This window comes from Streptomyces sp. NPDC047869, assembly GCF_040704065.1.
Lineage (GTDB): Bacteria > Actinomycetota > Actinomycetes > Streptomycetales > Streptomycetaceae > Streptomyces.
In genome coordinates this window covers 1-20,719 of sequence record NZ_JBEYRK010000049.1, presented here as the reverse complement: position 1 = coordinate 20,719, position 20,719 = coordinate 1, and the positions used below count along the sequence as shown (strand labels likewise).

24 protein-coding genes and 3 pseudogenes are annotated in these 20,719 nt (G+C 68.7%); 16 read left to right on the top strand and 11 right to left on the bottom strand.

Features of this window, described 5'->3' with window-relative positions:
• Positions 1-1,122 precede the first annotated feature (1,122 nt).
• The 4 genes from AB0924_RS36975 (at position 1,123) to AB0924_RS36960 (ending at position 3,859) form a co-directional block, all read left to right on the top strand.
• A complete protein-coding gene (locus tag AB0924_RS36975; RefSeq protein ID WP_358940706.1) occupies positions 1,123-1,455 on the top strand; it encodes a hypothetical protein in 333 nt (110 codons plus the stop codon).
• Positions 1,456-1,674: 219 nt separating this feature from the next.
• The gene (locus tag AB0924_RS36970) at positions 1,675-2,307 is read left to right on the top strand and encodes a hypothetical protein (RefSeq protein WP_366913807.1); all 633 of its coding nucleotides are present in this window, start codon (positions 1,675-1,677) and stop codon (positions 2,305-2,307) included.
• Between the two features lie 118 nt (positions 2,308-2,425).
• On the top strand, positions 2,426-2,902 hold the full coding sequence (locus tag AB0924_RS36965) for a hypothetical protein (protein WP_366913806.1): 477 nt from the start codon (positions 2,426-2,428) through the stop codon (positions 2,900-2,902).
• 498 nt (positions 2,903-3,400) lie between these two features.
• Positions 3,401-3,859 (top strand): SMI1/KNR4 family protein, encoded by a 459-nt coding sequence (locus tag AB0924_RS36960; RefSeq protein ID WP_366913828.1) that lies wholly within the window; start codon positions 3,401-3,403, stop codon positions 3,857-3,859.
• A gap of 169 nt (positions 3,860-4,028) precedes the next feature.
• On the opposite strand, the gene AB0924_RS36955 is transcribed toward AB0924_RS36960, so the two are convergent.
• The 4 genes from AB0924_RS36955 to AB0924_RS36940 form a co-directional block, all read right to left on the bottom strand.
• A complete protein-coding gene (locus AB0924_RS36955) occupies positions 4,029-4,364 on the bottom strand; it encodes a hypothetical protein (protein ID WP_366913805.1) in 336 nt (111 codons plus the stop codon).
• Positions 4,365-4,630: 266 nt separating this feature from the next.
• Positions 4,631-4,858: a hypothetical protein gene (locus tag AB0924_RS36950; protein ID WP_366913804.1), complete on the bottom strand. Its 228-nt coding sequence runs from the start codon at positions 4,856-4,858 to the stop codon at positions 4,631-4,633.
• 9 nt (positions 4,859-4,867) lie between these two features.
• Entirely contained in the window at positions 4,868-5,410 is a 543-nt protein-coding gene (locus AB0924_RS36945) for a hypothetical protein (protein ID WP_366913803.1), read from the bottom strand.
• 304 nt (positions 5,411-5,714) lie between these two features.
• Positions 5,715-5,885: a hypothetical protein gene (locus tag AB0924_RS36940; RefSeq protein ID WP_366913802.1), complete on the bottom strand. Its 171-nt coding sequence runs from the start codon at positions 5,883-5,885 to the stop codon at positions 5,715-5,717.
• Between the two features lie 380 nt (positions 5,886-6,265).
• On the opposite strand from AB0924_RS36940, the gene AB0924_RS36935 reads away from it, so the two are divergent.
• The 3 genes from AB0924_RS36935 to AB0924_RS36925 are packed head-to-tail and all read left to right on the top strand — an operon-like array spanning position 6,266 to position 8,743.
• Positions 6,266-6,805 (top strand): isochorismatase family protein, encoded by a 540-nt coding sequence (locus AB0924_RS36935; protein ID WP_366913801.1) that lies wholly within the window; start codon positions 6,266-6,268, stop codon positions 6,803-6,805.
• On the top strand, positions 6,802-7,713 hold the full coding sequence (locus AB0924_RS36930; protein WP_366913800.1) for a DJ-1/PfpI family protein: 912 nt from the start codon (positions 6,802-6,804) through the stop codon (positions 7,711-7,713). The genes AB0924_RS36935 and AB0924_RS36930 overlap by 4 nt, the downstream gene beginning before the upstream one ends.
• A gap of 31 nt (positions 7,714-7,744) precedes the next feature.
• Positions 7,745-8,743, top strand: coding sequence for a hypothetical protein (locus tag AB0924_RS36925; RefSeq protein ID WP_366913799.1), 999 nt, complete (start codon positions 7,745-7,747; stop codon positions 8,741-8,743).
• Between the two features lie 333 nt (positions 8,744-9,076).
• Here the strand turns inward: AB0924_RS36925 and AB0924_RS36920 are convergent, their stop codons facing one another.
• Both AB0924_RS36920 and AB0924_RS36915 read right to left on the bottom strand, forming a co-directional pair.
• Positions 9,077-9,586, bottom strand: coding sequence for an NUDIX domain-containing protein (locus AB0924_RS36920; RefSeq protein ID WP_366913827.1), 510 nt, complete (start codon positions 9,584-9,586; stop codon positions 9,077-9,079).
• Positions 9,587-10,064: 478 nt separating this feature from the next.
• Entirely contained in the window at positions 10,065-10,313 is a 249-nt protein-coding gene (locus AB0924_RS36915; RefSeq protein WP_366913798.1) for a hypothetical protein, read from the bottom strand.
• Between the two features lie 367 nt (positions 10,314-10,680).
• Between AB0924_RS36915 and AB0924_RS36910 the strand changes: the two genes are divergently transcribed.
• Complete coding sequence (locus tag AB0924_RS36910; RefSeq protein WP_366913797.1) at positions 10,681-11,343, top strand: DUF1963 domain-containing protein; 663 nt, start codon at positions 10,681-10,683, stop codon at positions 11,341-11,343.
• A 225-nt stretch (positions 11,344-11,568) separates the two neighbouring features.
• Here AB0924_RS36910 and AB0924_RS36905 read toward each other — a convergent pair whose 3' ends face one another.
• On the bottom strand, positions 11,569-12,198 hold the full coding sequence (locus AB0924_RS36905) for a DUF1963 domain-containing protein (RefSeq protein WP_366913826.1): 630 nt from the start codon (positions 12,196-12,198) through the stop codon (positions 11,569-11,571).
• Positions 12,199-12,403: 205 nt separating this feature from the next.
• On the opposite strand from AB0924_RS36905, the pseudogene AB0924_RS36900 reads away from it, so the two are divergent.
• Positions 12,404-12,685 (top strand): annotated as a pseudogene (locus AB0924_RS36900) (transposase); the annotation flags it as partial.
• A gap of 15 nt (positions 12,686-12,700) precedes the next feature.
• On the opposite strand, the gene AB0924_RS36895 reads toward AB0924_RS36900, so the two are convergent.
• Complete coding sequence (locus AB0924_RS36895; protein ID WP_330346980.1) at positions 12,701-13,096, bottom strand: VOC family protein; 396 nt, start codon at positions 13,094-13,096, stop codon at positions 12,701-12,703.
• 125 nt (positions 13,097-13,221) lie between these two features.
• Between AB0924_RS36895 and AB0924_RS36890 the strand changes: the two are divergent.
• From AB0924_RS36890 to AB0924_RS36870, 5 genes and pseudogenes are all read left to right on the top strand, one after another.
• Positions 13,222-13,326: pseudogene (locus tag AB0924_RS36890) on the top strand (RNA-binding protein); the annotation flags it as partial.
• A 178-nt stretch (positions 13,327-13,504) separates the two neighbouring features.
• Positions 13,505-14,173: a class I SAM-dependent methyltransferase gene (locus AB0924_RS36885; protein WP_366913796.1), complete on the top strand. Its 669-nt coding sequence runs from the start codon at positions 13,505-13,507 to the stop codon at positions 14,171-14,173.
• A 325-nt stretch (positions 14,174-14,498) separates the two neighbouring features.
• Positions 14,499-14,663 (top strand): 50S ribosomal protein L33, encoded by a 165-nt coding sequence (rpmG, locus tag AB0924_RS36880; RefSeq protein WP_358940593.1) that lies wholly within the window; start codon positions 14,499-14,501, stop codon positions 14,661-14,663.
• Between the two features lie 49 nt (positions 14,664-14,712).
• Entirely contained in the window at positions 14,713-14,973 is a 261-nt protein-coding gene (locus AB0924_RS36875) for a type B 50S ribosomal protein L31 (protein WP_366913795.1), read from the top strand.
• A 43-nt stretch (positions 14,974-15,016) separates the two neighbouring features.
• Positions 15,017-15,136, top strand: a complete 120-nt coding sequence (locus AB0924_RS36870; protein WP_366913794.1) for a ribosomal protein bL36 — start codon at positions 15,017-15,019, stop codon at positions 15,134-15,136.
• A 591-nt stretch (positions 15,137-15,727) separates the two neighbouring features.
• On the opposite strand, the gene AB0924_RS36865 is transcribed toward AB0924_RS36870, so the two are convergent.
• The gene (locus AB0924_RS36865; protein WP_358940338.1) at positions 15,728-17,302 is read right to left on the bottom strand and encodes a serine hydrolase; all 1,575 of its coding nucleotides are present in this window, start codon (positions 17,300-17,302) and stop codon (positions 15,728-15,730) included.
• Positions 17,303-17,604: 302 nt separating this feature from the next.
• Here AB0924_RS36865 and AB0924_RS36860 point away from each other — a divergent pair, with 302 nt between their 5' ends.
• Positions 17,605-17,964, top strand: a complete 360-nt coding sequence (locus AB0924_RS36860; RefSeq protein WP_358940337.1) for a hypothetical protein — start codon at positions 17,605-17,607, stop codon at positions 17,962-17,964.
• A gap of 773 nt (positions 17,965-18,737) precedes the next feature.
• Positions 18,738-18,941: a cold-shock protein gene (locus tag AB0924_RS36855; protein ID WP_358940336.1), complete on the top strand. Its 204-nt coding sequence runs from the start codon at positions 18,738-18,740 to the stop codon at positions 18,939-18,941.
• Between the two features lie 414 nt (positions 18,942-19,355).
• Here AB0924_RS36855 and AB0924_RS36850 read toward each other — a convergent pair whose 3' ends face one another.
• Positions 19,356-19,664 (bottom strand): GNAT family N-acetyltransferase, encoded by a 309-nt coding sequence (locus AB0924_RS36850; RefSeq protein WP_366913825.1) that lies wholly within the window; start codon positions 19,662-19,664, stop codon positions 19,356-19,358.
• A gap of 98 nt (positions 19,665-19,762) precedes the next feature.
• Positions 19,763-19,861 (bottom strand): annotated as a pseudogene (locus AB0924_RS36845) (N-acetyltransferase); the annotation flags it as partial.
• Positions 19,862-20,719 lie beyond the last annotated feature (858 nt).

The window sequence follows — 20,719 nt, the reverse complement described above, 5'->3', positions numbered from 1 at the left end:
CGCGAAATCAGGAGCCTTGAGCCAGGCGGCGACCACACCGACTGCCGCCGCCGGCCGCACTCCACCCCCGGCCGGCGCCACCGGCCACCAGGTCCGCCGGCCACTGCAGAAGCCGGAAGACCAGGCGCGATGGCGTCGCACGGATCCCGTACGGGAACTGTCACTCCGGACGGCAGGACCATGCGCAACCCCGCCGTCCGGAGCCTCCGGACGATTCGTCCGGAGAGCGTGGACGGTAGCGGAAGAGGAACGGTCAACGCAAACCGCTTATATCCGACATCCGTTCAAAAGCGTGTGCCTGTTCCCTTCCTCGCCGCTGAACCTCAACCACCCGCCCGCCACTGTGCGTTGTGGCCGCCACTCCCGCCCGGCCGACGGCCCGCACGGGCGCGAGGGCGGCACCGGCCGGGTCGGCCGCCCCCCTGCCGAGGCATCGAGAACGCCCCGCCCAGGAACCAGTCGCAGCCGGCTGCCGGCAGCGCCGTGAGAGCAGCGGCGGGCCCGGACTTCCCGCCACTCGAAAGCGCACCGAGGCATGCCACCGCCGAAGTGCCCCCCCAAACCCCGACCGGCGTCCCCGGACCGTCGTCCCCGCCGTGCCGGACGGTGCGCCGCGCCGCCCGGCACAGCCTGGAGGCCCTCGCCCCTCCCATGGCCGCCGTGTGACGGTTGGACGGCGACACGCCAAGCCCCGCGTGTCCTTCCGTCCTCGGACGGCCGGCAGGCATCTTTCAGCGAGAAATACACTCCACGAAAGTCAGGGCAGTACCGAAACCGCCCCACAGACTTCACTGCAGACCGCCGCGCACTTTCTCATCCCGCGACTCCGAAAACCCCGGGTCATTTCCGGCAGCCTATTAACACCATCAGGCTCAACGTGTCGCACTCTCACGAACCGGCCTGACCGATGCGGGAGTTCACCTGGTCGGACGCCTTCGTCGAGCAAGGCACGGATTTCCGAGAAGGACACCGCAACGCCGCTGAGCTGCCGTTTTCGATATCGCACCCGCATGCCCGGCAAAATTGACGGGCACTCACGTCCGCAACGAATGGCGAGGCATTTGTGTAGCGTCAGGATCAGCGGCAGGGCTAAACCAGCCCTGGTGTTTGAAAGGAGATCAGGTGAAGACCATTGCTAAGGCAGTAGCCGGCACGCTTCTTGCGGCCGGCGCTGTCATGGCGCCTCTCTCGATGGAGGCATCCGCGGCCCCGGCGGCGGTCCACGCGACGGCAGTGGCGCCCTCGTTCCACCCGGGCAACCACCACGGCTACGGCTCCCGCCACTTCGACGAGTGGCGGCGGGGCTGCGACGACGACCGCTACGACCGCAACGACCGTTACGGCCGCTTCGACCGCTGGCGTCACCGCAACCACTGCCGCTACGACCGCTGGGACAACTGGGGCCAGTACCGGTACGGCAACCACCACCGGGGCTCCAACTGGGACTGCGACTGACGTCTTAAGTCCACACCACATCCGAGCCGCCCGCGGTCAGCGCCCTGACCGCGGGCGGCGGCCCGTAGACATCGCCCCCCGGCATCCAGGTCGTTCGCGAGGCGGCGCGCTGCCACGCCCCGCTTCACGGAGTGTGGCCGGCCTGCCGCGCGAAGACCGTCCGCGTAAGATCACCGCTCGAGGGGCGGTGGCATGACCATGAGGAACTACCGGTGGTGCGTGGCGATCGCGGCGGCGCTGCTGCTGGCCGGCTGTGGCGATGGCGCGGAGAGCGACAGCGAGAACGCCAAGGCGGTGCCACTCACGAAGGAACAAGTACGCGAGACGTTGCCCGATGGCGAGGCCATGACGGGTTGGAAGGAGTCCGCTCGGCCCACGGCCGTTGAGATGGACAAGCTTCACCGTTCGCAGGCCTGCCCCATCAAGGACAATGCGGGCTGCGAGAACTCCCGCTTCTACGGCGCCTCGACCTTCCGGCACGACGACAACGCCGCCACCGTCACCTTTCTGATCATCGCCTATGACAGCGAACAGGCCGCCCGGGAGGCGTACGACGTGCTCTGGGACGGCTACTACGGCAAGAGGGCGGGACAGAGGGCCAGGACGTTCGGGATCGGCCCGATCGGTGACGAGCGCGACGCCCGGTTCGGCTCCTCCGGCTTCCACGGCGAGCCCGGCGCCGTGACCCAGACCCGGGTCGGCACGACGCTGCTGTGGACGCTGGCGGATTCCGCGGACAAAGACAAGCGCGGCATCGACGAGGACGCAGTCAGGGACCTGACCACGGTGCTCGCCAAGCGGGCCCGACAGGCCCAGAACGGGGACGCACCTTCCGCCGCGCTCGACGGCTGACCGGGCGGCCGCGCCGGACCCGCCCCGCTGCTGAGAGCAGAGAGCTGATCCACCCGACCTCGGTCCCGAGGAACTCTCAAGCCGTCGGCGCCTTGCTCTGGTTGGCTAGATTGAGCGAGTGTTCGAACGAGTGAGTGCTGAAGAGTCCGAGGCCCTGGAGGCTCTCGCCCGGAAGGTCCGCAACGAGCTGACGGCCGCAGGCCTGCCCGTGCTCGCCCCGGGCCTGGACCCGGTCCTGGCCGGTGGGGCCGAGGTGAACATCGACGACGGTGCCGACGCGGCAGGCGGCGTGTTCGTGGCCTGGCAGGCAAGCCCTCGCCTGCGGGCCCGCGCGAGCCGCGCGTTCAGGCTGAAGCAATTGGACGAACCGGCCCTGCGGCATTCCAGTGCGGTCGGGGCCGCGATGGTGCGGGCGATGGCCGCGGTGTTGGCCTCGGCGGGGTTCGGTGTCGAGGACGCGCGCGACGAATACCGGCCGCAGCAGTTGCGGGTCCTTGCCGGACCGCCGTCCAAACATCAGCCCCTCTGGTCCCTTCGCGACGATGAGCTGGCCTTGCCCGGCCGGCAGGACGCTCCCGCGGGCGGCGCCGACTGAGATCCGCCGCGGATCACGGTGTCGTGAACCCGGTCCAGGCGCAGGTCACCGGCTGCAGGCCGTGGGTCCCACCGCGGCGGACCGGCTCCACCCGGCCGTGCGGTCGGTGCCGATGAAGCCTGCGGTACGAACGTGTCCAGGTCCTCGAGGCAGAGGTGGCGAAGCGCACCGCTCGGTCAGCCGGCCGTAGCCGACCGCGCGGACCCCGTCGAACGCGCAGTCCAGCCGATCGTCCACCCGGTACCAGCGGTCGAGGCCCTTCGCACCGCACGGCGAGCCGGCCCCCTGCGAGAACCGGCACCAGTCGTTGCTCTCCACCACCCGCCGCAACCCGGCTGCCCTCCGCGGGCCGACGCCGTGTCGAGCAAGGCGCGAACGGCGCCTTCCTCGAACTCGCGTCGGCGTCTCATGCCATGATCCGGTCTCATGGGTGAGCGTTCGCTTTCGCCTGCCTGGCTGGCCTCGTGGGCGAGCAGGGTCTCGCAGGCCCTGAAGGCATTGATGGGCGAGTTCGAGCGCCGGCACGGCTTTCCCCCGGGAGTCAATGAGGTCCGGCCGGCCGACCACACCGACCGGGCCGCTGCTCGCACGCTTGCCAAGGTCAGCTTCGTCCCTGCCGACCTGGTCACCTTCTACGACAGCATCGGCTACGTCACTTGGGCGGACGTCGGTAACGGCTACTTCGTCGACCCGGCCGGTGATGTCCTCCTACGGCTCAAGGAGTACGGCGCTGTCGATACCGGCGCGGGCACGAAGGCCGGGGGTCTGGTCATCGGCTCGAACGGTGGCGGTCTGTCCTATGTCGCCGGCCCTGGCGGAGTGGTCTACCGGACGCGAACGGCGTCGCTGGACGAACCCGAGCTCGACCGGGTGGCTGATGACCTGCGGCAGTTTCTCGAGCTGCTGGAGCGATCCCTGACACGGTTCGCAGCCAACGGTGAGCCGGGATGCCTGTAGCCGGGCCCTTGAGCACTTCATGTGTGAACCGCTGGCTGCGGTGAGCTTCCAGCGCACCAGGCGGGAAGCAGCGGTCCGGGCCGGCCATCGGGCACGCCGTGCCCCTCCCCGTCTCTCATGGGGGCAGGGACACGGGCACTGGACCCCGCGTGCTGCGCAGGCTGCCGTATCACTCCGGGTGGTCCACTGCCTCTTTCTGCAGTTGCACCGCCGCGAGCAGGCTGAGCTTCGGCTCCGCCTGGCGCAGTGCCTTCACCGCCGCGACCGAGGCGATGTCACCGGTGAAGCCGACGGCGGCCAGCCGCAAGCGGACCCAGCGGGCCCGCAGTTGACTCTCGGTCGCGGCGGCGGTGGCCTCCACGAGAGCGGCGGCACGTTCCAGACCCGGGCGCTCCAGGGGTGAGGCTTGTTCCAGCGCCTGACGCAGGGTTGCCGCGACCACGTCGGCGTCCCGAACGGTCAGCACGACGTTGTTCTTCCTGCTCAGTCCCATAATTCCCGTCATGAACATCAGCCTGACCCTCATGTTGCCGGCGCGCCAAGCGACTTGAGGAGCCTCAGAGGAGCGCGCCGGCCCCGCGGACCCGTGCACCCGGTGACAGGCACAAAAATGCGCGGGCGACGGCGCCGGCGTCGACTGCCGGGGTGTCCTCGACGGTGGTGCCCGCGCCGCGGTACGCCATCGCGAGCCAAGGCCGCGTCCGCGTCCCCGGTGTTCTCGTACGAGCGATCAGAGCCGGCGTGGTTCGAGGGCGGGTGCGCCGCTCATGCTCAGAAGGGGACGGTCAGTCCGGCCTCGCGCAGCCGCAGCAAGGCCGTGCCCATGCACTCGGCGACCGAGGCCCCATCCGCTCTCAAGCCCGTGGCCAACGGGCCGCCGCTGGCAGCGAAGGTCCACGCCGGCCGGCCTTCTCGAAGGCGTTCCGCATCGATGCGGATCATGGCTCCCACGCCCTGCTCGCCGAGCCACTCCAAAATGAGCAGCGCTGCCTCCTCCACGCCAACAGGTTAGGGCAGGAGCCGGCGGGTCTCGATCCACATAAGAAGCTGGTCCCGTGTTCGATCGGACGGCAGGTGGCTGATGAGCCTGTCCAGGTGGGTTGTCAGGTTCTTGTGACGCCGTAGCTCGCGGATCTGCTCGACGGGAAGCCCACGCCAGTTCCCGGCGAGCGTGCCGGCGTCTGATGGCGCGAGAGCCAGTGCGTCGAGGGTGTCGGCTGCCAACCCCTCGGGGCTCCAGTCCGGATCCTCGTTGCCGCCGAGGTGGTCGATGACCCACATGCGGAGCATGAAGTCCTGCTGGACCTCGCGCGCGGGATCTCCGGGACCGTCACCGCGCATGCGCCGGTTCGCCAGCAGTGACACCTTGGCCCACTGCCGCCGCACCTCCCGCGGCTGGTCAACGTCGTAGTAGACGTGCTGCTGAGCGACGACACGAGCCGCTTCAAGCTGCCCCCGGTCGCGAGCGTCCGTGATGAACGCCTGAAGGCGCTCGATCGGCCACGTGCTCATCGCGGGCCCTGCCTCTTCCCGATCGGCAGCGCCGCTCACGGATATTCGCTCCTGGCCCTAGGCACACCGAGACCGACGATTACACCGCCCAACGCGAAGGACAGCTCGGCGAAATTGAAGCACTCCAGGCCGCTGGTCGATCCGGGCGAGCTTATCCTCGCCGCCGACGTCCGAAACCAGAACCTGTCGCGGTGCCGCACACGCCGCAGTAGGCGCGCGCCTTGCTAAAGGAAGCAGGCGCAGATACCAGGCCCGGGCGCGTGCCGTGCTTGTCCGGGAGGCCGTCGTCCGCCCGCCGGGCAGGCGGGTGCACCGCAAGCGGGGCGAACGCCGGGCGGCCGGTTCAGCGCTCCTCGGGGGCCGTGCGCCGGCGGACGTCGGCCATCAGTTTGTCCAGCAGCTCCATGAACGCGGTGCGTTCGCGTGCCGACAGGCAGCTGACGAGTGTGGCCTCCCGGCCGAGTACGGCATCGACGGACCGCTCGATGAGCGCGTGGCCTTCGGGGTGCGTCACTGGCGTCCCGGCACGGTCGGCGAGCTGATGTTCAACTGGTGGGACTGATCGGGTCATGTGATCGAGGGCTTGTCAGTGCGGTTCTTGGGTAGGGACGTGCCCGAGCCGCTGAGATCGACGCTGATCGAGCACATCCAAGCGGACGGTACCGACCCCATGAGGTACCGGATGCGCCACGGCTACTACGGCGCCCAACGATCCGTCTGACAGCACCCGACGGTGACGGTTCCGCCCAGCGAGCTGACCAGCTGACCTGTGGCTGCGGCCGCACACGCCTGTAGGACCTCCTGGGGCGCTCCATGGCAGATGACCGGATCGTTCCGGTCTCGGCCCCGATCATGCCTGCCGGCCCCGGGTACGCCCTGGTCACACTGGTGGGCATGAGACGAGCCTTGATCGTGATCGATGTCCAGGAATCCTTCCGCGCCCGCCCCCTGTGGGAGCAGATCGCCAACCCCGATATCGCCGAGCCGGTGAACCGGCTGGTGCGGATCGCGCGGGACAACGGTGACCTGCTGGTCTGGGTGCTGCACACCGAGCCCGGCAGCGGTGACGTGTTCGACCCGGAGGCGGGGCACGTCCGGCTGCTGAAGGAGCTGGAGCAGCCGCTGCCGGGAGAGCCGGTGCTGTACAAGACCTCGCACAACGCGTTCACCACCACCGATCTGCAGCAGCGGCTCACCGAGGCCGGGGTCGGCGAGCTGTGGGTCTGCGGGATCCGGACCGAGCAGTGTGTCGAGACCACCGCCCGGATCGGCAGCGACCTGGGATACGAGGTCGTGTTCGTGGCGGATGCGACCACGACCAACCCGATCGGCGACCTCAGCGCCGAGGCGATCACCGAACGCACCCTGGCCGTCCTGCAAGGCCGCTTCGCGCGGATCGCCACGGTGGATGAGCTGGCAGCATCACCGGTATGAGCCGTGTCGTCTTCGTCCTGCTGCCCGCAGTCCACCTGCTCGACCTGGCCGGCCCGGCCCAGGTCTTCTCCACGGCAGGGGCCTTCGGGCAGCCGTACGACCTCGACTACGTCGCCGAGGAACCCCAGATACGCAGCGCGCAGGGCCTGCCGCTGACCGCCCGGACCACCTGGCCCGACCTCGGCCCGGACGACCTGGTCGTGGTCCCCGGATGGAGCGCGCCCACTCTCAGGGGAGGGCCCCTCATCAGCCTTGAGACCGCCGGCCGGCTGCGCGCGCACCACGCCGCGGGCGGCACCGTCGCCAGCGTCTGCGCCGGAGCCGAGGCCCTGGGACAGGCCGGGCTGCTCGACGGCCGCCGCTGCACCACACACCACCAGCTCCAGGACGAACTGGCCGCCCGCCACCCACGGGCGACGGTGGTCCGCGACGTCCTGTTCTCGGCCGACGACCGGGTCGTCACCTCCGCCGGCATCGCCAGTGGCATCGACCTGGCCCTGCACCTGCTGGCCGCACGCCACGGACCCGCCCTGGCCGCCCGGGTGGCCCGCGAAATGGTGATCTACACGCGCCGCAACGGCAACGAACCCCAGGCCAGCGCCATGCTCCGGCACCGCAGCCACGTCGACGACACCGTGCACCAAGTCCAGGACCTGATCGACACCCACTACGCCGAGCCGCTGCCCCTCACGCGCCTGGCCGCCCACGCCGGCGTCAGCGCCCGCACACTCACCCGCCAGTTCTCCCGGGCCACCGGCGGCCTCACCCCGCTGCGCTACCAGCAGACCCTGCGCCTGGAGCGGGCCGAACACCTGATCAGCCAAGGCACTACCGTCGAGTCCGCGGCCCGGCAGGTGGGCTTCGAGGACGCCCGCATGGTGCGCCGCCTGCGGTCCCGGCCCTCCTGAACCGCCCACCGAGCCCCGGGAGCCAAGGCTCATGCCCCGTACCACCCCGCCGCGCCCCGCCGACGTGGAAGCCGCCTTCCCCGAACTGGCCCGCATGCGCCGACCGGCGACCCGCCTGCACCCCCGCCGCGGCGCACCCACGGCGCAGGACAGCTCCGTGGCCGGCCCCATGCTGTGGCCGGCAGGCGAACCCTGGCCCGTCTGCACCCTCCCGCACAGACGAAGCAGCGGCTACCGGCTCACCGACGTCCTGCAGGAACGCGACATCCTCGCGCGCGCCTGGCAGCGTGACCCGCAGTCCGGACCCGACGACGAGGAATCCACCGTCCTCGCCGGCTTCAAACGCGGCCGCCATGCCCCGCACCTGGCCGACACCGACCCCATCCCGATGCTGGCCGTGGCCCAGCTGTACCGCCGTGACGTTCCCGGTCTGCCGGAAACAGGGGAGGGGGAGGACCTGCTCCAGGTGTTCTGGTGCCCCTTCGAAAAACACGGCGACAGCCGGCACGACCCCCACGTACACCTGCGCTGGCGCCACTTGGAAGATGTCGGACCGCTTCTGCAGGAGCAGCCGGCCCCCGAGGTCGTCGGCCGCCCAGAACTCGTGCCCTCCCGCTGCGTTCTGCACCCCGAGGACATCGTCGAGCACCCCTACCTGAGCGTCCTCCCGGAATCCCTGCAGGCCCGCATCGACGCATGGGAAGGCCCCGAGGACGACGACCACCCCCAGTACATCTACGACCTGTCCACCGCCCCCGGCTGGAAGATTGGCGGCCACATCGCCTGGCGACTCACTGCCCCCCAGCCGCTGACCTGCCCGGAGTGCGATACGGAACTCCACCCTCTCCTTACCGTCGACGAGCGCGAATGGGATCCCGGCACCGCAAGCTGGATCCCACTCGAAGACCGGCCGCACGCGGACATCATGGACGCCAACATCCCCACCGGCGTATCGCCGGGCCGCGGCCGACTCACCATCGCTGCCTGTCCCCGCGATGCCAGCCACCCCATCAGCCTCGTCACCCAGTGACCACTTGGCGGACTGCAGCTCACCGTCCGCCGGCCGGGGCAGGCCTGTCAGCTGTTCCGCTCTCTACCAGCGTTACGGGGGAGGGGAACCATGCCGCTGGCGACTGAAGGACAAGCCACGACGCCGCCAGCAGGAGTTCATGCCCACCCAGCCCGAACCAAACGCTCACGTTCGGAAAGCGGATGGCGTCTGAGAGATGCGTGGGGGTTGTATTGGGAGAGAGGGGCGTGGTTCGTCTGTTCGTCTCACCGCCCCCGGCGCGATCACCCGGTCAGGAACCTTGTTCGACCGGACAAGCCCGTTGATCGGTGAGCAGAAGCCTTCTGACCCAGCTCAAGAGCACGGTCCCTGCGCAGACGTCCCATCAGCGCGACCAGCGAAGTACCGGTCCAGGATCTCCGGACTGTCGGGAGTGAAAGTCCACTCCCGAAGGATCCGCGGCAGATCGGAATCACTCAGCCAGCCGTGCCAGGCGACCTCATTCGAGTTCGGCATGACAGCCCCCGGAACGACGGCATCGCACACCCCAAGCCAGTGAGGGCTCAGCCCGCTTCGGTTAAGGAACTTGAACCGAAAGCGCACTGCCGCCGACACCCCCAGTTCCTCCTCCAGCTCACGGGTAGCCGCCTGCTCATAAGACTCCCCGACTCCCAGGGCTCCACCGACTCCGACCTCGTAATACCCCGGGAATCGGGGCACCTGCTCAGCACGCCGATGGACGAGGATCCGACCGTGCCGGTCGTGACACACGACCACGGCAATCCGGTGCAGCCAGCCTTCCCGGACGGCGTCTCTCCGACTCACCGGCCCCAGCACACGGTCCTGTGCATCAACACGTTCCACGACTTCATCCACGACGCTCACGATCGCAGAGCCCACTGACAGCAGTCCTCGATGCCGGACTGCCAAGTCTCCAGCTCCCAACTCCACTCCGTGCCATAACAAGGGGCGCGGTCTGGGCCGTTCGCCGCATTGCCGGACCTGTGCGCGAGGCAGTCACACGACGAACCCGAGTTGGACTCAGCACACGCGAGCACGAAAGACTGCGGCAACAGGGCCTTTGGATCAGCTCGTTGGCCTCGACAGTTCCGAGCTACCGCGAGGCCCTGCCTTCACGCGCCGACCGCACTGCGATGCCACCTCAAGCGGCTCAGTTCGCGCCGGCATGGCCTTCACCGCCCAGCTCACCTGACGGCGTTGGACGTCACAACGCTCGCGTCGGCCTCCTGAGATGGGCCCAAGCGCGTACGCGTCCGCTCGGATCTCAGTGTGGTGAGAGGGTTTGACAGCCGGCGCTGCGGAACTGCTCCAGGCCCCGGCCTCAGCGCCCGATCCTCGAGGAAAGGTGCACCAGGCGCGGCAGGGCGACGAAGCCGGCGGGGGAGACGGGGTCGTGTGCGAGGGTCAGCCGGCCCGGCTCCTCCCGTGCTTCGGCACTGTCCTCGACCTCCACCCGCCCCGGAAGCGCAGGGGCGCGATCGGCATCGCCGGAGCAGTCGTGCGTCCGCGTCCAGTTCACCATCCGGGCGTGATAGCGGCTGACGACAGCCGGCGTGGACGCCTCTGTCACGCGGGGAGCCTGCTCAGACGTCGTCTGAAGTGGTGCTCGGCGAGTGCCCGCCTGCCTGAGTGGAGGCGGGGGCCGGATGTCAGACTCGGGCCGTAGAGTCCATGCGTTCTTCAGGGACAACGCATTGGAGATGCTGGTGAGCCGTCGTACCCCGCCCCGCCCAGTGGCCGTAGAACGGCTGTTTCCCGAACTGGGGCCGTTGCGCCGGGAGACGGTACGGCTTCATCCTCGGGCGGGTCGCCCGTCCTGTCACGACAGTTCGGTCGGGGGACCGTTGCTGTGGCCGGAAGATGAGCCCTGGCCTGTGTGCGCTGAGGAGCACTACGACATCGGCAGCAACACGCCTCATGAGGCCGAGGTGCCTCTCGTGCCGATTGTGCAGGTCTATCAGGCGGATGCACCCAGCGTCCCGTTCCGGCCGGGGTGTGACCTCCTGCAAGTTCTGTGGTGCCCGTTCGACCACGGGGAGTTCTGCTATCCCCTGCCGCAGGTCCACTGGCGAGATTCCCGGCCGGTTGGCCCGGTGAAGGCCACTCCTGCCGCACCCACCGACGCACCGAAGGACTACGTGCCCAGCCCCTGTGTGGTCCACCCCGAGCAGGTGGCGGAGTACCCCAGCTGGGATCTGCCGGAGGACCTCCACAGCAGGCTACGAGACCGATTCGATCAGTTGGAGCGGGAGACCGGCTGGCTGTACTGGTACCACCTCGCCGACGCCCCCGGCATCAAACTCGGCGGCTATCCCGGCTGGACCCAGGAACCAGTCTGGCCGGACTGCGCGGCGTGTGGACGGCGTATGGACCACCTGCTCACCGTGGCCGGCTGGGAGTATGACGGGGAGTCGTGGCGCACGTGGCTTCCGGTTGAGGACCGTGGGGCCGTCGACGGCCATGAGCCGCATCGCAGCGAGGAGGGTCTCGCAGCCCACGACGCGGCGGGCCTGATGCTGGGCGATGCGGGCGGCGTGTACATATTCGAGTGCCGGTCATGCCCTGATCGTCCGATTGGCCACTGGTTTGACTGTTCCTGAGCGCAAAACCCCCCGGCGGAGCCGGCGAGAGCAGATCAAGGCGAAGGCGATGCAGGCGAAAGCCAGGAAGTGTTCGGCCTTGCGCTCCCAACGCCGGTGCAGGCGGCGGCAGCCGGACAGCCACGCCACCGTTCCACGAGCGTCACGACATTCTGAGACGTCCGGTGGATCACGGGTGCTCCGCCGTGTTTCGGCGGGGCAGCGGCGCGTCTGTGCGTGGCCGGCTCAGCATTGCCACAGAAGCTTCGCGTGGCCACAGGGCTCGCAGGCGAACGCGTAGCCGCTGCCGCAGCCGCCGAAGTTCATGGCGGTGCTGTGGTCAGGGCCTTCCTCGAGCTGGACGATCAGTGGCATGGGCAAGGCGCATGACGGGCAGGACGGGGTTTCGTCGTTCTGAATCCAGGCCGGTTCTCCGCCCAGCTGTCCGAGCACGGATGACCTGGGACGGTCGCTTCTCGCTGTCCACTCCTCGCCGGCCTGGTCATAATCGGGTTGGTCCATCTGCACCAAGCTGACTGCTCGAACGGAACCGAGCAGAAGCAGGGCCTCATCGACATCGTCGGCGGGCTGCGCCAACGGCTCAAGGCCGTCCGCCGGGAAGAGCAAAGCCTGGTTCCCGCCGGAGTCGCGCTCCCAGTCGCCGCACATTCCCGGATCGTTCTGGCATGCGAACAGTGCGAGGAATCCCCGGTGTTCAGGTCCATCCTGAAGGTCGTCCAGGACCACCTGGGCGAGGAACTGCATCGGGCCGCTGCACGAAGCACAGCAGGGCCAGGGAGTTTCGGCCGGCGCCAGAGGCACACCGCCGGTCCGCGTCACTGGAGCAGTCGGCGAAACCGCACCTGCATCGATCATGAGAGTCGTCACGATCCTGGACTCTAGAACAGAGCAGTGACCCAGCCCGCAGGCGCCGACCAAGGCATCCCGCTATCACCGTGACGAACGTACCTCAACGCCCCGGCAAGCCGCTTGACCTGCCGAAACGGTGCTCTCACCAGAGATGAGCTCGCCGCCGATGACGTCGGTGCCGGTGCAGGGACGGCAGCGAGAGCGGCCGCTCGCGTTTTCGTCTCGGGCGATCCGCAGTCACCTGCGACGGCACGGAATCCGGTCGGTGATCCCACAGCCGGCCGGCCAGGCCGCGAATGGCAAGCGGCTCGGCCGGCGCGGCGGCCGTCCGCCAGCCTTCGACCGCGACGCCTGCAAGCAGCGGAACACGGTTGAACGGTGCATCAACAAGATCGAGCCGTGGCGCGGTCGGGCCACCCGATACGACAAGACCGCCACCCTCTACCTCGCCGGACTGCACATCGCCGCTCTCTTCATCTGGTCGGAAAGGTGATCCGAGGAAGGCGGCCTAGTCCTGCGGTGCCAGAGTGCGCAGGACGTCGAACTCGTTGCCCTCGGGGTCGGCCATGACCACCCAGTTCCGGTCCGGGCCCTGGCCCACGTCCACCTTGACGGCGCCGAGACCAAGCAGTCTGGTCACCTCGTCCTCGGTGCTGCCGTCGATCGGGCTGACGTCGAGGTGAAGCCGGTTCTTGACGGTCTTGCCCTCAGGCACACGGATGAACACCAGAGTGGGCGGCATCTGTCGGGCCCGGACATCCTCGACGGTCGGCACCCAAGAGCCGATCTCGACCTTGCCCTCGCTCCGGTCGATCACCTTGAAGTCCAGGACCTCGCACCAGAAGGCCGCGAGCCTCTCCGGATCATGGCAGTCAACGGTCAACTCGGTGAACCTGCTTGTCATGCTTCTCCCAGATAGTGCGGACGGGGCTCAGCGTAGGTCGCCCGCCCGACAGATCCGAGATCTTATTGACCAGAGACATCGAACGGGCTTGATCCGCAGGAACCGCCCAGGAGCGTCTCCGCCCGATGACGGAACCTGCTGCCGCGCGCGTCCGTGAACTGAACCTCTACCGACGTTGCTTCGACCTTGTCGCGGCCGGGCAGAAGACGATCGAGGTGCGGGTGCAGTATCGCGGTTTCCCGCCAGGTCTGCGATGTGACGTGAGCGAGTCCCGGGCGACCCGCGCAGCAAGCTGCCACAGCCGGCCCAGTGCCCGCGACGTTCGGCCGCGACACAACGGTGTCCTGTCCACATAACCGAGTTGTTTCACCTCCTGCCCCAGCGAACTCCTCGCCCTATCGTTGGCTGATGCGTGCACACCAAATCGACCGACCGGCCGATCTCGACGTAGTCCGTGAGTCCTATGACCGGGTGGCCGACAACTACGCCGAGATGGTGGCGACGACGGGAATGGGCGACATCCGTCGCCATCCCTGGCTCAAGGCATCGATCGACGCTTTCGCCGACACCGTGAGCGAGTTCGGGCCCGTCCTCGACGTCGGATGCGGGCCCGGAACAGTGACCGCCTACCTCGCCGAACGCGGACTCGACGTCTCCGGAGTCGATCTCTCGCCCGGCATGATCGAAAACGCCCGCCGTCTGTATCCGCACTGCCGCTTCCACATCGCCTCCGCCACCGACCTCGACCTTGAAGAGGCGTCCCTCGGCGGCGTACTCGGGTGGTGGTCACTGTTCAACCTCCCGCGCGACGTCCTTCCTCAGGTCCTCGCCCTGTTCGCGCGAGCCCTCAAGCCCGGCGGGCACTTCATCACCGGAACGCACGTCGGTGAGGAGGATGTGGTGCGCACGGAGGCCTACGGAGGTGTGCCCGTCCGCTGGACGACGCACAAATGGCAGCCGGAACAGTTCGTCGGCCTGATCGAGCAGGCCGGACTGCGCCCCGTCGCCGAACTTCGGCTCCCGGCAGATGAGTTCAGCGGGCCGGGTCTCATCGTCATGGCCGAGCGCCCCGCCTGAGGATCAGTTGCCGGAGGCGGCACAGGGGCTCGTGCCCGCACTCATGACCTGGCGCCCCCGCACCCTCGTGTTCGGACCCGCACCTCGAGTTCGGGGCTGGAGGCCCACCACGCGAGCCGGATGCGACAAGGTGTCGGTCGCTGCGGTGAGGGTTCCGCGGGGGAACACCCTGTGTCAGCGGTTCACAGCCTCCGTCGTGGAGGACGTGCACTCGTTGAGGTCGCTGACCGGCGGGAATGCGCTGGCGGGTGGTGTGGTTGACATGGCTGTCTGGCATGGCTGAGTCAATCGACTCGGGGTGTGGGACAAGGGAAGGAGCCCCCTCATGGCACGCAGCACCGCGCGGCCCGTCGTCACGCTGAGGTCGACGGCCGGTACCGGAGCCGTCCACGTGACCCGCAAGAACCGTACCAACGATCCCGACCGGCTGGTCCTGCGCAAGTACGACCCCGTGATCGGCAAGCACGTCCCGTTCCGCGAGGAGCGCTGACACCCGCCTTCGCCGCCCGGCGACGGAGGTTCCCAAGGAGGGACATTCCATGAAGCCCGGCATCCACCCCGTCTCCCGCCCCGTCGTCTTCCGCGACCGGGCGGCGGGGTTCCACCTGCTCACCCGCTCGACCATCGACACCCGGCAGACGGTCCAGTGGGAGGACGGCACCACCTACCCGGTCGTCGACGTCGAGACCTCGTCGGCGAGCCACCCGTTCTACACCGGCAACGCACGCGTCGTGGACACCGCGGGCCGCGTGCAGCGCTTCGAGCGGCGCTACGGCCATACCACCTCGGCCCGCCACTGACCGCGGGCCCGTTCGATCTGCCCAAGAGGAGCCCCTCAGGAAGGTGCGCACGTCCCTTGCGCGGTCACTGAAGACCCGGCCCGGCGCCCAAGTGGTGCGCCGACGGGGCGTGGCCTTCGTCATCAACAAGAAGGACCCCCGCTTCAAGGCCCGGCAGGGCTGAAATTCCGCCCCCGCCGCGCGTCCAGCGTGCGTCGGTCGCCTCGTGGAACGTCGCGGGCCCGCGCCGGTTGGCCCTGGGGGCGGCCGGCGCGGGCACAGCTGAACCGGTGGACGTGCCGGCCTTCGCCCCGGACGGTCGAGCTGTTCCGGGAGACCGGCACAGCCCGGATGATCGCCCGGATCCGCCGGACGGCCGGGTACCGCAAGGGGTTCGACGCCCGCCGGCCGGCACCACTGCCTGGTCGGCCTCCCTTACCGGCGGCACGCGCGGCTCAGCGGCTCGTGCTGTGGGGGGGCCTGCGGTGTCCAGGGACTGCGAGATCTTCCTGCTGTCCCCAGTCGCCGAGGTCTGGCACCCGACCGGCGACCACCGGCTCGCTGCGGGGGAGGGGCTGTCCGCGATGGCGCGCGTGATCTTTGCTGCGGCGTTCGTCATGACCGCGGTATTCCTGTCCTTCACCGCCTCACCGGCCGTGGTCGTGAGGATGCTCCACCTCGGGGTGGGCGATCAGCGTGATCGTCGACGCGCCATGTCGCGCTCTGCCGGCCCTGTGACGGTGGTCGTGCCCTCGGGGCCTCGGGCCAAAGGCCGTCAGCGGCTGAAGGTGCCCAGTTTGTTGGCGTCGAGGTGCTCGACGGTGACGCTCGTGGCCTTGCCGGAACGGGTGTGGAACGTGACGCCGGACAGGCCGACAGCGTTCTCGCCCTGTGTCCGGTAGCTGAAGGTGTCACCGGTGTAATGCCTCAGGGGGAACGACATCTTCAGCGGGCCCAGCGTCATGCTCAGCTTGCCGCTGTTGTCACGGGTGACGGTGAGCGGCCCGTAGTACTCGTTCGCATAGGTGCCCGTGTAGACGTCGTCGGCCCGGGCCGGGGCGGCTTTGGCGGGCGGCTCGGCGTAGTTCGTCGGGGAGAGACCCGTGTAGGCGGCGGCCTGCACCACTTTTCGGTAGAAGGCCAGCCAGTCGACGGTCTGCTTGCCGTTCTGGGCGATGTCGAAGAACGCGGCGGCCACCGCCTCCGGCACGCCGATGGGCTGCCCGTTCGTCAGCACCACGATGCCGAGCCGTTCGCTGGGCAGCAGGGTGACCTCGGTCGCGGCGCCCAGGTCGAAGGCGCCGGAATGGTTCAGGCGCAGCCGTCCGCGCTCGTCGTACCCGACGTTCCAACCGAGCCCGTAGAAGCCCGGCTCACCTGCCGGGGCGAGTGGGTCCATCGCCACGGCGTGCGGGATACGGGTCTGGTCCAGGGCCGCCGGGTCGACCAGCCGCTTCCCGTCGAACGCGCCGTTGGCCAGTTGCAGGCGCATCCACTGGGAGAGATCGTCGACATTCGAACTGGCACCGCCCGCGGGCGCCTGGCTGTCGGCGTTCTCGGTGGTGGAGGGCTTCCAGCGTCCGTCGACCTCCACGTGGGCGGACGCCTTGTCCGCGGCCTTGTCGTAGTCGGCACGCTCGTAGCTGGAGTGACCCATACCCAGGGGCTTGAACAGCGTGTCCGCCGCCAGCCGCGGCCAACTGGTCCTCGCCGCGTCGGCCACCGCCACGCCCGCCTCGGTGAGGCCGTAGTTGGTGTAGGCGTAGGTCGCGCGGAACGCGGTCAGCGGCTCGAGCCGCAGGTGCCGCAGGATGTAGTCGCGCTGGTAGCCAAGGTCCTCCAGCAGGTCACCGGCGTGGTCGGGCAGTCCACTGCGGTGGGAGAACAGGTCCGCGACCGTCACGTTCGCCGTCACGTACGGGTCCTTGAGCGCGAAGCCCGGATCATGGACGACTATCCGGTCGTTCCAGCCGACCACCCTGCGCCCTACGGCCCCGGAGACGACGGTGGATGACAGCGGCTTGGACAAAGACGCCAGCTGGAAGACCGTCCCGGGACCGACCTTGCCGCTCTTGCCCAGCTCACGGACGCCGAAGCCCTTCGCGTACACGACCTTGCCCTGGTGGACGACGCCCACGGCGACCCCCGGCACCCCCGTCTTGCGCATCGCGTCCCCCACCAGGCCGTCGAGCCGGCCCACGGCGTCTCCCACCTGCGCCCGCGTCAATTGAGGTGGCGGTTGCTTCGGCGGCGTGGGGGCGAGCGACGCCTCGGCGGACGGGCTGCTGGTCGCGGCGCCCGTGCCGGCGCACCCAGGCAGCACCGCCCCGAGCACACCCAGATACACCACCGCGGCACCCACCTGGGCCCGTCGGCACAGCGTTCTCCCGCGACGCCGATTCACCATCGTCCAGATACCTCGCGCTCGGATGCCCTCAGGGGCACGCACGGCACCCGTTCCATACTCGCCTCAGCGGCGGACCACGGCACTCGGGAATCGCCTTCCCCTGTGCGGAGGGGCACCGCTGCCCCGGACGTGTCACCAGCGCAATCTCTGCGGACGCCAGATACGTACACGAGATGGCATATGTGGCAAACCATATTAGGAGGTCACGTACTGTGCGTCTCTCAACAGCCACGATCATCCCCCTCGTGGCAGCCGGAGTGGCCTTCACGGGGGCGGCACCCGCTATGGCAGACCCGCAACCCAGCCCGGCTCCGCCCACTACCAGCACCATGCCGCAGCCTGGAACGGCTTCTGGATCCGACAACGGGGGGCGGGTCGGCCACGGCGAAGACAACGCGGTCGGGTTCGGCGACGTCCGGACAAACCACGGGTCCGGTGACCGGAACCACAGCCGTATCTTCCGGCTGCACCGGCACCACCGGTTCTGCTTCTTCGTGCACCGCCACGTGGTGATCCGGATTTTCCGGTTTGACGACCGTGTGGTGATCGTCAAGACGATCGTCCCCGGCCACCTTGTGTGCCTCAGCCCGTTCAGGGACTTCTGAGGAAGACTTCAGTGTGGGACTAGGACCTGAGAGAGGTGCCGACTCGGTGGCCGCGAACGCGAGACGGCCACCAAGTCGGCGTTGCGGCCACAGGACTGAAGGGTCGAGCGCCGACCACGACGAATCGATGCCCCTGCGCTGGGACTTATCGATGTGCGGCAAGCGGATCCTGATCAACCGCGGGGCACAGTCACTCTCCGAAGACGGGGCCGCGTACAGCCGAGCGAGCCAACCGACCCGTACCGCGCCCGGTCACCGAACTGATCAACCCATCATTTGACCCCTCACACCGCGCGCGCTCTCGGACGAGAGCCATACCTGGTCAGGGCCGCGTCACGGCTCAGACTTCGGGCGTCTGCGTCCAGCCGGTCAACGGACGGGCCTCCTTGCCGGGAGAGGTCTCTCTCACCGGCGTCGCACGGTGCGGCCGCCGCAGGGCTTCGTCCCTACTCGAAAGCCTGGTCTTCGAACCGGTGAAGGGCTGCCTTGTGCTGGCCCTCGCTGATCACCGCGCTGGATGAGCGGGACCGGCAGAGCATCCACATCGTCGCGGATGAACCCACCCTGCCCAGAACGGCGAGCGTCTGGGGGTACGCGCCCTGTCGTCGAACCGGGGCGGCAGGAAGCGTCAGGACGGCCGATTCCCGTGAGCGGTGCGAGCGGAAAGTCGGATAACCCGCAGGTGCCTCGGGTAGAAAGGACGCCGGGTGTCCCTGTGCGGGCGCCCCTCACCACCAGCCGGGCCTGCCCCGGCGAGAACGAAGGACAACAGCATGGCCAGCGGCACCGTGAAGTGGTTCAACGCCGAGAAGGGCTTCGGCTTCATCGCCCAGGACGGCGGCGGACCGGACGTTTTCGCGCACTACTCCAACATCGCCGGGAACGGTTACCGCGAGTTGGTGGAAGGCGAGAAGGTCACCTTCGATGTGACACAGGGACAGAAGGGGCCTCAGGCGGAGAACATCGTCCGGGGCTGACGTCACCGCCCTGCCCCGTCCCACTCATGCGGAAAGCGGCGGCACCGACGCGGGCGGAGCGGCCCGGTAGCTCGCTGGGCCCATGACCCACAGGTCGCACCTTCACGTCCTGTCCCCGCTGAGAGACGGGAAAGGCCCGGTCACACGGGCCTTTCCCATCCTCCGCGCTGATGGGCATGGGCACCCGGCCGGTGTCCGGCTGCCTGGAACGCAAGCCCCGGGTGCGGGCCTTCTGCGAGATGAGCAACGCGTACACGAACGTACGGCCTGCTTGACCGTGCCTGGCGGCGACGAACGCGGACCCTTGACGATCAAGGTGCGCCACGTGAGAGACGTGTTCGCCAAGGAAGCTTCCCGCGTCCGCGCCGGCATCGCACCCCGCGCGATGGCAACCGCTGGTGCGACTTGTGCCGTTCACCCGCCGGTTTCAACGGCGTGGATACAGAACGGCCGTTCGCGCAGTGGCGACGGCGAGCTTCTCCATGATGTTGTGCGCGAACCGTGGTTCACGGCCATCGTCTCAGCCCAGACCATGCGCACACCGAGCTCCGTGAACGCCTTGCCCAGCAGAGCCCGCGAGCCTTCGGTGGCATAACCCTTGCCCCAAGCCGCCTGCCGTAGCCGGTAGCCGAGTTCGACCTCGTCCAGCGGGCCCTGAGACTCGGGACGCAGGCAGAACCAGCCGATGAACGCGCCGCCGTCCTTCTCGTGCGCGGCGAACAGTCCAAGATCGCCGCGCCACCTCTCGTAGCCGGCGATGATGTTCGGCAGGTGGCGCTCGCGGATGATCTCGCGGTCGGTTCACCCCCGGTCAGATAGCGCATCACCGCGGCGTCGCTGTCCAACTCGATCAGCAGGTCCGCGTCGTCGGTAGTGAAGCGGCGCAGGGTCAGGCGCTCGGTCTCCAGGTAGGTGTGCACAGTTGATCATGCCTAAAGCAGGTCGGGCAGCTCAACGGCTTTACTCGGACGCACTGTCGGCGAGCGCGCGGGCTGCGCGGACGGGACGGCAGGGACCTTGCGGGGGCAGGGACTTGGCGACTGGGACGAAAGCGAGGGAGAACCCGAGGCCGGCGGGCGCATCGAGCACCACACAGCGCGCGATCACCGCGTTTCCCCTGATGTCGACTGATCCGTCGCGTGCGCAGTGACGCGCACCCGAGTCGACGAGTGGTGGAGGGAAGCCGTTTCTCCGCCGCGGCCACCACAGGAGGCCGTAGGTGGCGTCGACGTCCCGCGCAGGCGTCGAGAGCGCAGCCGCAGGTGAACCGGCCGGGCCGGAGCTCGATCAGGGGCACCACTCTTCCGCATGCCAGTGAGGAAGATGCCCGAGCATCGATCACAGAGAAAATCTGTCATGACGGCAGTAGACATTGGGGTGTGGTGGGGGTACCGTTCTTGCTGTACCCAGGAAGTCCAAGTGGGCACGGCAGACACGAACTGCCATGCGAGCAGGTCAGCACGACGCGACCCGGAGGGGCCGCGAGCAGTACCGATTCAGCAGTACAACCCAGTAACCGAAGGTAAGGAGCCGAACGCCATCAGGATCGCCCGGGTGAGGGAGCAGTCCGCCCGGGTACCGCAAGGCCTTGGATTGGAAGGTGGTCCCCGGTCACGCATTCGCGATCCCCGCAGTCTCGCCCTCCCAGGCGGACCCTGCGGACACAAAGGGCCGGCGCAGTCAGCCGGTAGATGGTGTTGAAAGCTCGGGGCCCGGGGGGGGGGGGGGGGCCCCCGGCCCCCCCCCCCGGGCGGGGAAAAAGAGGGCTATTGCCCCAG